Below are 13,417 nucleotides of genomic sequence, written 5' to 3' on the forward strand. Positions count from 1 at the left end.
ATTGGCCGCTATGTTCGCACCCAGGGCCCGGCGCCACCGAGAACGGCTCAGCGCGGGAAGAATAAGGTAATCCTTGGACATCTGCCGCGCGATTTTCGTGATGGCCGCGCGTGATTGTGCGCGTTTTTGTTCTTTGGTCTGGGCGCGGACCTGCGCGGCATGGGCGCCGTGTCGGGCGATGCCCCATTCGAATCCGATTGCCAACACTAGGTTGCGTAGCGGCTGCATCAGGTAACGCGGCTGCCACGGCTGATCACGGGTCACCCGCATCACGCCGAATCCCAGGTCGTCATCCATATCCAGGACGTTGGTGAACACGTGGTGGCGGTAGTTGTGAGAATATCGCCATTGCGACGACAATCCGGCCATGTCCCATTCCCAAGTGGTGGAATGTATTTCGGGATCGTTCATCCAATCCCACTGGCCATGGCCCACGTTGTGCCCGATCTCCATGTTCTCGACGCATTTGCCGAAGGCCAGTGCCGCGGTCCCCACGACCCATCCCGCCTTCGAGCGGCTGACGGCGATGAGCAATCGCGCACTGACTTCCAGGGCGCGTTGGAAAGCGATCGTGCGGCGGATATAGGTGGCATCATGCGCGCCGAGGGAGTCTTCGATATCGCGGCGGATCGTGTCGAGCTCAGCGCCCAGTGCTTCCATATCACTCTCGCTCAAATGCGCATACTGCGCGACGTCGGTAATGGCCACAAATTCCTCGGTTGGATTGGCAGAGCCCACTCAGGCCGCGACTCATGAATGGAAAACTTGGGGGACGGTTCCTCGCTGCTTGGGAACCTGGGCCTGCGGCGGAAACGCCTTAGCTGCGTGCGATGACCGACCGCGTCTCGATTTCGGCCTCGAGTCTCCGCGCAGAAAACCTGCTCACCTGATACCCGGCGTGGGTCGAAAGAAACCCAGCGCTGTGCATCCAACGGGATCGGTTGTGCAGATGGCTCGAAGTCCCCACCAGCCTCACGCGCCGGAGTTCGCCGACCTCAGCCGAATCCTCTGATCTGTCAGATACCGAAACACGTTGAACCACAGAACATTCAACAAAAAGTCATTGATTGACACAGCAGGATCACTTCCCCGGAAATCGAGATCTGTCAAAACCTGCAGACATAAGCGTGAGCATCCCCACCACCAACACTGTGCGCGGGCTGGGCTCGCTGCGGTCTTGTTCGATGAGGATGACGTCGCTGAACTGCGCAAGACGATGGAAGGTCTGCGCATCGGCGAGTCAAATATCCACTGGCACACAACAGCAGCACCCGGCTCCGGGCGAGTTCGAAGCCGTGTCGCAGCTCCCAGTCACCCGGTGCAAGATGCTCGACAGATGCAGTGCAGACGGTCGACGAGGTGCCGTGAGCTATTCGTAACTTCCCTCCACATACCAGCGTCGCCGGCGATAGCACAGCAGCAGCGCACGCTCACTCTCCAGCAACACCTGGGCGCGGGCGGTGCGCCCCTTACTCAATTCGGGATCCCACCATCGCTCGTCGACCGGCCAGGGCCCGGACCACCAGCACAGCCGCTCGTCGCGGCCGTGGGCGATCATGCGCGCGGGGTCGGCGGAGAACAGCCCCCGGATGGTCACCCGTATCGGGTTCCCTTGGGCGTCAAGCAGTTCCACCGGGTCGTCAAGCAGGACCGCCGGTGACGGTTCGGGCAGCCGGCCGGGCCACGGCGGATCGGGATCGGCCCGAGGTATCGGCTCGTCGCCGAGCGGGACCAGCGTGATGCGCTCGGCCGGACCGCGCCCGCCGGACAGCACCGGCACTCGCACCGCCTCCGGGCCGAGCAGACCCTGCACCCGCACCAGCGCCCGGCGAGCCCGCAGCCTGTCCTCCTCGCCCAGGCCCCCCCAGAGCGGCAACTGCAGCGCCTCGGCGGAGACCACCTCCACCGCCTTGAGCCGCAACAGCGTCACCGCGGCGGTGGGACGGGGATTGCGCGCGGTGCGGCTGCTCAACCATCCGTCGAGCTGCCAGCGCACCCGATCGGCGGTGGCGTCCTCGGTCAACGGCTCGGCGCACCGCCACACCCGGTGCAGTTCTTCGCCGTTGGCGGTGACGGCGTGGATGGCCAGCCGGGTGCATCCCACGCCGGCGGCCATCAGCGTCTGATGCAGCCGGCCGGCCAGTGAGCGACCGGCGAACGCCGCGGCATCGACCCGGTCGATCGGCGGGTCGCAGTCCAGCACGGCCTCGAGTTCGGCCGGCGGCTCCCGGCCCGACGGCGGCCGTTCGGGTTCGCCGCGGGCCAACCGGTGCGCGGTCACCCCGTCGGCGCCGAACCGGGAAGCCACGTCGCTGCGCGACAGCGCGGCGAACTGCCCGATGGTGCGAATCCCCATCCGCCACAACAGGTCCGTCAGCTCTTCGCGGCCGGCGCCGGACAGGCTCGGCTCGGTGGCAAGTTGGCGGATGGACAGCACCGACAAAAACCTCGCGTCACCCCCCGGCTCGACGACACGGCCCGCCCGCGCCGCGAAGACCGCGGTGGACAACTGGTCGGCGACCCCGGCCTGGCACTCGGCGCCGGCCGAGGCCACCGCATCGATCAGCCGTTCGGCGGCGATGGCCTCGGACCCGAAATAGCGGGCCGCCCCGCGCACCGGCAATACCAGGAGGCCGGGCCGCAGCACCTCGGCGCGGGGCACCAGGTCGTCCACCGCCGCGATCACCGCTTCGAAAAAGCGGGCGTCGCGGTCCGCGTCGGCGGCGGTGACGTGCAGTTGCGGGCATCGGGCCGCCGCCTCCCGGCGTCGCAGCCCCCGCCGCACCCCCGCCGCGCGGGCGGCCGACGAGCAGGCGATCACCCGATTGGCCAGCGTGACCGCGATCGGGGCGGTCGCGGACAGACCCGCGGCCGTCGCCGCCGCGACGGCGGGCCAATCCATGCACCAGATCGCCAAAACCCTTGAGCCAGAAGGGCCAGAAAGACCAGCCACGGGGCTTACCCGGCTCGCGCTGGGGTCATCACCCGTCGTCCCGCGCACGTCCCGCTGACCTGCAGCCGCACCTTGTCGATCCGGCCGAATCCGGGACGGCCGTCTGCGGTGATCTCATAACCACAGACCCGGGCGGCAAGGCGCGTCGGTGCCCCCTGCCAATCGCCGCCGGTGACCAACAGGGTGCAGCCTTTGTTCCGGGCGCGGGCCACCACCGCCCGCGCCCGGGTGGGCGGCACCTGGCGCCCGCCCAGCCCCAGGACCACCAGATCCATGCCGTCGACGAGTACCGCGGCCACCTCCACCGGATCGGTGCCGGGATCCGGTATCACCGCGAGCCGGCTCAGATCCGCCCCCATCTCCGCGGCGGCCAGCAGCCCGATGTCCGGCTGGCCGACGATTGCGGCGTTGCCGCCGGCCGCCGTGACGGCGGCCACCATGCTCAACAGCAGCGACCGGGCACCCGAGAGCACCGCTACCGTCCCCCGCGGCACCGGCGCGGGCAGCAGTTCGGCCAGCCAGGGCGGGAGTGCCAACTGGGATTCCGAGTTCGGTAGCAGGTCCTCGGCGGGCGCGGCGGCGGCCGGCGCGGCCTTCTTCCCGGAGATGCCCGCCATCCGCCGACGAAGCGATTCCAGCTGCTCAGCACGGGTTTCCTGGTGGCGACTGGAGGCAAAAGCCGCGGTCATCACAGCCTCCTATCACCAGCTTCCGAGGAATTTATTCGAATGTATGTTCGATACATTTCGAAGTAAACACCCGCCCTCTGACAACCGTCAAGCGACGTGAGGGACACGACCTCGGGCCCTGCGGGCGTCGCCGCATAGCCACAGTCGAGTCACCAGGCTCAAGAGCCGTTCGCAATGCTTCGCCCAGAACTCGCACGCACTGCGGTGCTACCGGCAAACTCCTACCAGTTCGTGAAAATGAAGTGGTTGATCATCAGCGCACCAACCACGTTCAAAGTCAGCCACCAGCGGTGCGAGGAGCGCGGCAGCAGCGCAGGGGCAGCGGTCAACCACACCGTAAAAGGCAGCCAAATGCGTTCAGTTTCGGCCTTACTCAGCATGGACAAGTCGGCGCACAGGATCGCGAGAAAAGCCGCGAGGACTACTACGTGAATACCCGAGCGCCTGCGGATCGCACCCAAGTCGAACACTTTACTGACACCGGCCACGCCGCCGAGACCGATCGCGCACACCACCGATGCCAGATTGGCCCAGCCCCAGTATTGGAACGGCCGGTCGCTGGCGATTCCCTGCCAATACCGTTGCTGCACCAGCGTGTACCCCTCAAACCACCAGAACCCCGCCCACGCGAACACCAACACGATCACCAGCCCCGTAGCGGCCACAACGCCACCGGCCGTCCACGCCGCGCGTTGCCGTTGCGTGGTGGCAAGTACGGCCGCCGCCGGTAAAGCCATCAACACCAGGCCGTAGTTCAAGAAGATCGCCCAGCCCAGCAAAAATCCGGAACCGGCCGCAGCCGCCCAGGGGGCGCGCACACGCTCGGTGACGGACAAGGCCAGTGTCGCGATGCCCCATGCGGCGACACCGGCGAAGTACCCATCGGCGGACACCGCTATCCAGACAGCGGTGGGCGCAACCGCGACAAACGGTGCGGCCAAACGCGCGGTGGACTCGCCGTTGACGGCGCGCAACGTGACGACGATCGCGGCGGCCGCACTCGACCCGACCACCAGGCACAGCGTCGCTGCCCATGCGCCGCCGCCCAGACCGATGCGGTCGAGCCACACGAACGTCAGCAGAGCTCCGGGTGGATGCCCCGAGACATGAGTGATCCACGAGTCGGGCTGAAAGTCGGGAATGCGGCGCGCAAAAGTGCGCAGCGCCGTCGCGACGTCGGTGATGCCGGGCACTTGCCGGAGATACTCGTGTTGAGTGGTCAATCGGCCCGCGAAGCCATCGTGCCAGCCATCGATCATCGCCAACGAAAACGCCCAGGCACACGACGTCACCCAGGTCACGACCGTCAGCATTGGCCAGCGCAATCGTTGCGCCACTATCGGGCCCCATAGCACGGTGGCAGTGCCAATCAGGATCGCCAGCGGGGTTCCCCACCCGACGTGCGTTTTCCACCAGCCGAAAACCGGTGCAGTTTCCGCGTATTGGTGAATTCGTTTGGCATCGGCATGAATCAGCGGCATGACGACGCCGGCATGCAGGTGCGGCACCACGAAAGCGGCCGTTACCAGCAGGACCGCCGCCGCCGCTGCGACGGCCTCGCCGCGGACTCTTCCGCCTCTCGATTGCTGGGGCTTTCCCAATGACATCAACTCCCCGAGCATTGCCTGCCATCGAGCGGCTCCAGCGTGCCGCTCCCAGGCAACAGACACGGCGCGAAGGCGATCAGGATGTCCTCACATTGTCGTAGCTGAGTGGGCAATTCTCGGGGTCGGTTTCGCCGCCTATCGCGGTCTCTCGCCGCCGCGCCCTACTCAGCGAGCAGACCAGGAAGTAGGCAGCTATCACTACGCGGGCACTAGTGGCTTGGTCAGATTCGCCACTATCCGCTGGTTAAAGGTGTGGATATCGGTGACGGCGAGCCCGGCCTGCGTGGCCACAACCGCGGCGCTGTCGATGCCGACCCAAGCCCACCGAAACCACGGCCCTACGGCGTCCGCTGACTCCAAACGCACCCATCCGGTCCGCACACCGCCGGCATCGGGTTCGAATTCGGCAATGCAGCATCCGCCGGGCGCCAACAGTTGGGCCGCTCGGGTGAGGATGCGCACCGGGTCACCGTCCAGTCCGATGGTGCCGTCGGCCAGCAGGACCGTCTGCCAGTACCCGGTCTGCGGAAGCGGCGCGAATACGTCGCCATGCACAACCGGCGCCCCGCGCAGGCGCGCGAGTCGGATCGCCGTAGCCGACTGGTCCACGCCCAATGCCGGGATACCGCGCCGGCTCAGCATCTCAATCAAACGACCTGGCCCGCAACCTAATTCGATCGTAGGACCAACACACATGTCCACCACGGAACCGTCGAAGGACTCGTCAGCTTCGCGCCCGCCCAGCCAACGCGCCACGGGCAAAATACACGCCTGCCCGTCGTCGCGACGGATCCAGCATCGCTGGCCGTCCAACGCCCGCTCATAAAGCGCTCCCAGCATCCCACCACCCACCTCACGCTGCACTTTCACCGGTCGCCGCCAGCGCACGCCGGCGGCGTTGCATCCCATACCCCGGGATCACGTCACTTACACCAGCAAAGGGACAGAAGGCTTGCAAACGCTTGACCCGCAGCATTGCGGGTACTGCGACAGCGGTGAACACACAACGTCTGCTGGCGGTCGTTGCCATAGTGACAACGGTGACGCTGACGGGATGCGCCCACGGCGGAATTTCGGCCGGTTCGTCCTCGTCGGCCGTGTCTACAACCGGCATCGCGCGTTCCGGGGTGCCCACCGAGGGCACCAGACCGCCGGCCGCCGGCCTGCCGCCGGCGGCTGAGCCGCAAACCGCGCCGGCGCCCGCCGCGCCGCCGCCCGGGCAACTGGTGCCGGTCGGGGCGGGCGCCGAAGGCGTCGTCGTCGACGACGTGACCCGGACCGTGGCCGTGGCCACCCGCAGCCCGGATGCGCTCGTGCTGCTGAACGCCGATAGTGCGGCGATCACCGCGCGCATCCCGCTACCGGGCTCGGTGCGTCACGTCGAGCTCAATGCGCCCGGCGGGCCGCTACTGGTGCCGGTGGAAACCGCCAACGCGCTGATCCGGGTCGACTTGCCCCAAGGGGGTGTGACCCGACCCATCGTCACCGGTACCTCCCCGCATGACGCGGCGGCCGCCAACGGCACCGTCATGGTCAGCAACGAACTCGGCGGCACGGTGACCGCGCTGCGCGGCGAGCAGATCATCAAAGTCTTCACCGACGCAGTGCAGCCCGCGGGGATGGCCGCTGTCGGCACCACCATCGGCATGATCGACGCCCGGGCAAATACGCTCACCGTTTACGACGCCGACAAGCTGAGCATCATCGGCTCGACCCAAGCCGGCGCCGGCCCCACCCATCTGGTCGCCGACCGCCACGACCGCATGATCGCCACCGACACTCGCGGCGATGCCATCCGGCTATTCAGCCCGCTACCAAGCCCCAAGCAAGTGACCAGCATCGCCCAGCCCGGCGGCCCATACGGTATCGCCTACGACCGGGCCCGCGACCGGCTCTGGGTGGCTTCCTCGGGAACCAACGAGGTGATCGGATACGACATGAGCCAGCAGAATCCCCGCGAAATCCAGCGATTCCCTACGGCGCAGAATCCCTACAGCCTGGGGGTCGACGCATCCACGGGCCGGCTATTCGTCGCAGGCGCCGCTACCGGCGTCGTCCAAATCATCAACACCGCATCGTGACGATGTGCCATCGCCGCGGTGTGGCCGCCATGGGCGCCGCGCCGGCCACTGGCAGACTCGCACAGTTACCGCCCGCGTGCCGGCAACACAATTACGGCCATCGGTCGAAGCCGGCCGGCTACTCCCATTCGATGGTGCCGGGTGGTTTGCTGGTGATGTCCAGCACCACGCGGTTGACCTCGGCCACCTCGTTGGTGATGCGGGTCGAGATGCGCTCCAGCACCTCGTAGGGCACCCGGGTCCAGTCGGCGGTCATGGCGTCCTCACTGGTCACCGGCCGCAGCACGATCGGGTGGCCGTAGGTGCGGTTGTCGCCCTGCACACCGACCGATCGGACGTCGCCCAGCAGCACCACCGGACACTGCCAGATCAGGGTGTCCAGGCCCGCCGCGGTCAGCTCCTCGCGTGCGATCGAATCCGCACGCCGCAGGGTGTCCAACCGCGGCGCGGTGACCTCGCCGACGATCCGGATTCCCAGGCCGGGTCCCGGGAAGGGTTGGCGCGCAACAATTTCCTCCGGCAGGCCCAGCTCGCGCCCGACGGCGCGCACTTCGTCCTTGAACAACAGCCGCAACGGCTCGACGAGTTTGAACTTCAGGTCGCCGGGCAAACCGCCAACGTTGTGGTGGCTCTTGATGTTCGCGGTGCCGCTGCCGCCGCCGGACTCCACCACGTCCGGATACAGCGTGCCCTGCACCAGGAACTCAACGTCGGAATCCCCGTGCGCGCCACTGTCTTGCACGATGTCTAGCACCGCGCCCTCGAAGGCCCGGATGAACTGGCGGCCGATGATCTTGCGCTTGCCTTCGGGATTGGTCACTCCCGCGAGCGCCTCCAGGAAGGTGTCGGCCGCATCGACGGTGACCAGCTTGGCGCCGGTGGCGGCCACGAAGTCGCGTTGCACCTGTGTGCGCTCCCCGGCCCGAAGGAGCCCGTGGTCGACGAAGACACAGGTCAACCGGTCACCGATGGCCCGTTGTACCAGCGCGGCGGCCACGGCGGAATCCACGCCCCCGGACAACCCGCAAATCGCCCGACCGTCACCGATCTGGGCGCGCACCTGCTCGATCAGCACACCGGCGATGTTTGCGGGGGTCCAGTCCGCGCCCAGCCCGGCGAAGTCGTGCAGGAATCGGCTGAGCACCTGCTGCCCGTGCGGGGTGTGCATGACCTCGGGGTGGTACTGCACGCCCGCAAGGCGCCGCTGCCGGTTCTCGAAGCCGGCCACCGAGGCACCGGAACTGCGGGCCACCACTTCGAACCCGTCCGGTGCGGCCGTGACCGCATCGCCATGGCTCATCCACACCGGTTGCGAACTCGGTAACCCCGAATGCAGTGCGCCGCCAAGGACTTTCAGCTCCGTACGACCGTATTCGCTGGTGCCGGTGTGCGCGACGGTTCCGCCCAGCGCCTGCGCCATGGCCTGAAACCCGTAACAGATGCCGAACACCGGAACCCCGAGATCGAACAGCGCCGGATCGAGCTGGGGAGCGCCGTCGGCGTAGACACTGGACGGCCCCCCGGAGAGCACCAACGCCAGCGGGTCGCGGGCCTTGATCTCCTCGACCGTGGTGGTGTGCGGGATGACCTCGGAGAACACCCGCGCCTCGCGGACGCGGCGGGCGATCAGCTGCGCATACTGCGCACCGAAGTCCACGACGAGCACCGGTCGAGCCGGCGATCCGGACGCATCGGACACCTCGATTTCAGGGGTTTCAGTGGGGTCGGCCACGCACGCGAGTCTAGTGGCTGCCTGCGTCGTCTCCGCCCGGCGCGGCCTAGAGCGCGAACGCGGTGCGCAGGGCGCCGACGGCAGCCGCGTCGCCGTTGAACTCGATTCGCCGCAGGGCGGCGGTGCGCTCGCCATCGTCGGCCCCCAGTCGGGCGGTGACGAGGTCGGCCGCGCTGGCGGCCAGAATCACCGTGGGCTCGCCGCGGGCCGCGCCGAGACGGCCTTGCGTTACGGCGAATTCGAAACGGCGACCGTCGATCTCGACGCGGTACGTCGCCTCCACGCCCGCCGCGCCACCGGAGTTGAAGCCGAGCAGTATGCCGGCAAGAAACCCGTTGAGCGGTGATACCGGCGCATCGCCGATCGGGTCCAGGTGGTCCACCCCGAACCACGCGAGGCCCTGCAGGATGGGCAGCACCCGCTGCCAACCCAGGTCACTGAGCGTGTAGACGGTGCGACCGATCGGTGCCGGTAGGTCGCACCGATCGACGAGCCCGGCGTCCTGCAGCTCCTTGAGCCTCTCGGCGAGCAGATTGGTTGCTATACCGGGCAGTTCGGCCCGCAGGTCACTGTAGCGACGGGCTCCGCCGACCAGCTCGCGCAGGATCAGCAATGTCCACCGCTCGCCCAAAACATCGAGGCCGCGCGCGATCGGGCAGTTCTGGTTGTAGTTCCTGCGGGACGCCACCAGGCCAGCCTACCTGGCGATAGATATTTTATTCAACTTATTACTTGATTTATTTGTCTACATTATTTACTGTCTTGTCCATGCGCACCGACCCAGCGTTCCGGAATCACCCCATCGCCGCGCTCGCCGTCATTTGCCTCGGCGTCTTCGTCATCAGCGTCGACGCCACCATCGTCAACGTCGCGCTGCCCACGCTGTCGCGTGAACTCGGTGCCGACACCGCACAACTGCAATGGATCGTCGACGCCTACACCCTGGTGATGTCCGGGCTGCTGCTCTCGGCGGGCAGCCTGTCCGACCGGTACGGCAGGCGGGGTTACCTGAGTTCCGGGCTGGCACTGTTCGCCGTCACTTCCGCGGTTGCGGCGCAGGTGAATTCAGCGGACGCGTTGATCGCCGCGCGCGCGGCCATGGGGGTGGGTGCCGCGGTGATCTTCCCGACCACCCTGGGACTGATCACCAATATCTTCACCGACCCGGTACCGCGCGCCAAGGCGATCGGACTGTGGGCGGCCATGGTCGGTGTCGGGGTGGCCGTGGGGCCGATCAGCGGCGGCTGGCTGCTCGAACACTTCTGGTGGGGCTCGATATTCATGGTGAACATTCCGATCGCGGCACTGGCCATCATCGGCGGTGCGTTGTTCGTGCCGACCTCGCGCGACCCTGCGGCGCCACGCGTCGACGTGCCCGGCCTCATCCTGTCCGCAACCGGGATCACGACGTTGGTCTACACGGTCATCGAGGCGCCCACCTGGGGGTGGACCGACGGCCGCACCGCGGCCGGATTCGCACTCGCCACAACGGTTCTCGCCGCGTTTTCGCGCTGGGAACGGCGCACTACCCATCCGATGCTCGACGTCTCGGTGTTCTTCAACCGCCGGTTCTCGGGCGGCAGCCTGGCGGTGACCGCCGGGTTCCTCACCCTGTTCGGTTTCATCTTCGTCATCACCCAGTATTTCCAATTCATCAAGGACTACACCGCGTTTCAGGCCGGCGTGCGCTTGCTACCGGTCGCCGCCTCGATCGCGCTCGCTAGCATCCTGGGGCCCCGGCTGGTCGAACGCGTCGGCACCACTGCCGTCGTCGTCGCGGGTCTTGCCGTATTCGCGGCCGGCCTGGCCTGGGCGTCCACCGCCGACGGCGCCACGCCGTACATCCAGATCGCCACACAGATGCTGCTGCTCGGTGGCGGCCTCGGCCTGACCTTTTCGCCGGCCACGGAGGCGATCATGGGATCGTTGCCCGTCGACAAGGCCGGTGTGGGTTCGGCCGTCAACGACACGACACGCGAACTGGGCGGCACCCTCGGCGTCGCCATCGCGGGCAGCATCTTCGCATCCGTGTACTCCGGGCACCTCGGCACGTCCGCGCTGACGGGATTGCCCGCCGATGCGATGCGCCACTCGATGGCTTTGGCGCACACAGTGATTCAGCGGCTGCCCGCACAGCAAGCCGGACATGTGCGCGCCGCCGTCGATCGCGCATTCCTGGACGGGCTACAGGTCAGCTCGCTGGTGTGCGCGGGCATCGCGCTGGGCGCGGCGATCGTCGTCGGCTGGCTTCTCCCAGCCAGGGAACCGGCGCGTCAACAGGAAAGGACACTCCGATGAGCACCGCACCACAAGGCAGCACCTACGTCTTGGGCCACGCCGACGCGGAGGTGCAGCGGCTCCTCCTGCAAGGACGGCTATACGACCACTACACGGAGCACGCGCTGCGACTCGCCGGGCTGCGGCCGGGCATGCGGGTGCTCGATATCGGGTCCGGGCCTGGCGACGTGTCGTTTGTCGCCGCGCGGTTGGTCGGTCCGACGGGGACCGTTCTGGGCGTCGACGCCGCGCCCGCGATGGTCGAGCTCGCCCGTGCCCGTGCGCACGAAAAGGGTTTGTCAACAGTGCATTTCATCCTGGACGCCGTCGACTCGATCGTGCTGGATGAACCGGTGGACGCGGTAGTCGGCCGTTTGATCTTGATGCATTTACCAGACCCCGCCGCCACGCTGCGGCACCTCGCTAACTTCGTGCGTCCCGGAGGGGTTGTCGCGTTCTCCGAGAACGACATCACGGCGACCCGCAGCATCCCGGACATACCGCTGTTCGGGCAGGTGACGGCGGGGATCGTGCGAGCGTTCGAGACCATGGGACTCAGCGCTGCGTTCGGCAACACACTGCACAGCGTCTTCACCGACGCAGGCCTGGGCGTCCCGCGCCTCACCCAGGGCACGCCGATCGGTACCGCCGCCGACACCGACCTGTTGGCCTACGCCGCCCAAGTCTGGCGACTGGTGTCCCCCGTCGCGGAACAAGGAGACTTCGCCATCGACGAGCTCGCCGACATCGATGAGTTCGTGCCACGATTTCATCAGGAGGCGCTGGCGGCCAACGCCATCTTCACGATGCCCTCCCTCATCACCGCATGGGCAGAGGTCCAGAAATGAATGACACGATCCAGGACCAGTACTCGACCGGCTTGTCGCGCAACAACATCGAGCGGGCGCTGATCTCCGCCGGCAAGGACCTCGACCACCTCACCCCGGCCGACCTGGCCCTGTTGGAGGACTTCCACACCATGGGCCGCTATGCCACCACGCAGCTGGTGGACCTGGCGCAGATCACAAGCGAGAGTGCGGTCCTCGACGCCGGCAGCGGGGTCGGCGGCACCGCCCGCTACATCGCCGACCGCTACGGCTGCCGGGTCACCGCCGTGGATCTCACCGGCGAATACTGCGAAACCAACCGTTGGCTCAATCGGCTCGTCGGGCTCGATGACCTGATCTCTGTTCATCAGGCGGACGTGACCGAACTACCTTTGGCCGACGGCACTTTCGACGTCGCGATCAGCCAACACGTCCAGATGAACGTAGCCGACAAGGCGCGCCTGTACTCCGAAACGCGCCGAGTACTCAAAGACGGTGGGCTACTAGCGATGTGGGACCTGGCGATTGGCGATCACCGCGAACTTGACTATCCGATGCCGTGGGCCGATCACCCCGCGCGCAGCCACCTGGCCACCCCCGATGAATTGCGCGCCGTCGTGGAGACCGCCGGGTTTGCGATCGAACACTGGAACGACCTTACCGACCAGGCGGCCGCGCTCATGCAAGCTATGCTGGACCAGCCCGCCAACCCACTGGGCCTGCACGCCTTCGTCGCTGATTTCCGGCGAAAATTCGGACACCTCACCCGCGCCCTGGACGCCGGACGCTTGCGGGCAATCCGGGGTGTGGCGCGCGCGACCGGTGGATGCTGAACTTTATGCAGCCCAGGGAGTTTGAGCTTCAATACATTGCCGATAGTGACGGGTTCCGGTAAGCAAGCTAGTTGGTTGTGGGTGGTAATTGAGGTTGGAACGGTGCGTACCACCACCAGTCGGCGCGCTCGCCGGTAGGCCCCGGGCAGGGCGCCACCGCGGGCGGGGGTCGAGTTGGTGGGCGCGCCAACGATCCCGGGCTCAGTAATCGGCCGGTGTTGTCGGTGACGCTGAGTGCGTCGGCGGGGCCGGTGATGGTGATGAGGCCCCGGTGGTGCAACCGGTGATGATAAGGGCAGACCAGCACCAGGTTGGCCAACTCCGTGGAGCCGCCGTCTTCCCAGTGCCGAATGTGATGGGCGTGCAGACCACGGGTGGCACCACAGCCAGGAACCGCGCACATGCGGTCGCGATGCTC

Annotated in this window: 12 protein-coding genes; 4 read left to right on the plus strand and 8 right to left on the minus strand. The window is 67.0% G+C overall.

The window, feature by feature from the left end:
* From VFW69_RS09715 to VFW69_RS09735, 5 genes are all read right to left on the minus strand, one after another.
* Positions 1-708: fatty acid desaturase family protein (locus VFW69_RS09715; RefSeq protein WP_526500571.1), on the minus strand; the 708-nt coding region annotated here is incomplete at its 3' end.
* 661 nt (positions 709-1,369) lie between these two features.
* Entirely contained in the window at positions 1,370-2,902 is a 1,533-nt protein-coding gene (locus VFW69_RS09720) for a DNA polymerase Y family protein (protein WP_526500573.1), read from the minus strand.
* A gap of 56 nt (positions 2,903-2,958) precedes the next feature.
* Positions 2,959-3,642, minus strand: coding sequence for a DnaE2-dependent mutagenesis accessory factor ImuA' (gene imuA' / locus VFW69_RS09725; RefSeq protein WP_526500575.1), 684 nt, complete (start codon positions 3,640-3,642; stop codon positions 2,959-2,961).
* Between the two features lie 221 nt (positions 3,643-3,863).
* Positions 3,864-5,249, minus strand: coding sequence for a hypothetical protein (locus tag VFW69_RS09730; protein ID WP_526500577.1), 1,386 nt, complete (start codon positions 5,247-5,249; stop codon positions 3,864-3,866).
* Between the two features lie 198 nt (positions 5,250-5,447).
* Entirely contained in the window at positions 5,448-6,089 is a 642-nt protein-coding gene (locus tag VFW69_RS09735) for a methyltransferase domain-containing protein (RefSeq protein WP_526500591.1), read from the minus strand.
* A 155-nt stretch (positions 6,090-6,244) separates the two neighbouring features.
* Between VFW69_RS09735 and VFW69_RS09740 the strand changes: the two genes are divergently transcribed.
* The gene (locus VFW69_RS09740; RefSeq protein WP_526500579.1) at positions 6,245-7,330 is read left to right on the plus strand and encodes a YncE family protein; all 1,086 of its coding nucleotides are present in this window, start codon (positions 6,245-6,247) and stop codon (positions 7,328-7,330) included.
* A 118-nt stretch (positions 7,331-7,448) separates the two neighbouring features.
* On the opposite strand, the gene guaA is transcribed toward VFW69_RS09740, so the two are convergent.
* Both guaA and VFW69_RS09750 read right to left on the minus strand, forming a co-directional pair.
* A complete protein-coding gene (gene guaA, locus VFW69_RS09745; RefSeq protein WP_526500593.1) occupies positions 7,449-9,035 on the minus strand; it encodes a glutamine-hydrolyzing GMP synthase in 1,587 nt (528 codons plus the stop codon).
* A gap of 73 nt (positions 9,036-9,108) precedes the next feature.
* Positions 9,109-9,750: a winged helix-turn-helix transcriptional regulator gene (locus tag VFW69_RS09750; RefSeq protein ID WP_526500581.1), complete on the minus strand. Its 642-nt coding sequence runs from the start codon at positions 9,748-9,750 to the stop codon at positions 9,109-9,111.
* Between the two features lie 80 nt (positions 9,751-9,830).
* Between VFW69_RS09750 and VFW69_RS09755 the strand changes: the two genes are divergently transcribed.
* The 3 genes from VFW69_RS09755 to VFW69_RS09765 are packed head-to-tail and all read left to right on the plus strand — an operon-like array spanning position 9,831 to position 12,999.
* The gene (locus VFW69_RS09755; RefSeq protein ID WP_526500583.1) at positions 9,831-11,360 is read left to right on the plus strand and encodes an MFS transporter; all 1,530 of its coding nucleotides are present in this window, start codon (positions 9,831-9,833) and stop codon (positions 11,358-11,360) included.
* Positions 11,357-12,187 carry a class I SAM-dependent methyltransferase gene (locus VFW69_RS09760; protein WP_526500585.1) on the plus strand — a complete coding sequence of 277 codons (831 nt, stop codon included), beginning with the start codon at positions 11,357-11,359 and terminating at the stop codon, positions 12,185-12,187. The genes VFW69_RS09755 and VFW69_RS09760 overlap by 4 nt, the downstream gene beginning before the upstream one ends.
* On the plus strand, positions 12,184-12,999 hold the full coding sequence (locus VFW69_RS09765; RefSeq protein ID WP_526500587.1) for an SAM-dependent methyltransferase: 816 nt from the start codon (positions 12,184-12,186) through the stop codon (positions 12,997-12,999). Before VFW69_RS09760 ends, VFW69_RS09765 begins: the two co-directional genes overlap by 4 nt.
* A gap of 67 nt (positions 13,000-13,066) precedes the next feature.
* Here the strand turns inward: VFW69_RS09765 and VFW69_RS09770 are convergent.
* A partial coding sequence (locus tag VFW69_RS09770; RefSeq protein ID WP_526500589.1) for an HNH endonuclease signature motif containing protein occupies positions 13,067-13,417 on the minus strand: 351 nt, incomplete at its 5' end.

Origin of the sequence: Mycobacterium sp. (assembly GCF_036273375.1) — a bacterium.
Taxonomy (GTDB): domain Bacteria; phylum Actinomycetota; class Actinomycetes; order Mycobacteriales; family Mycobacteriaceae; genus Mycobacterium.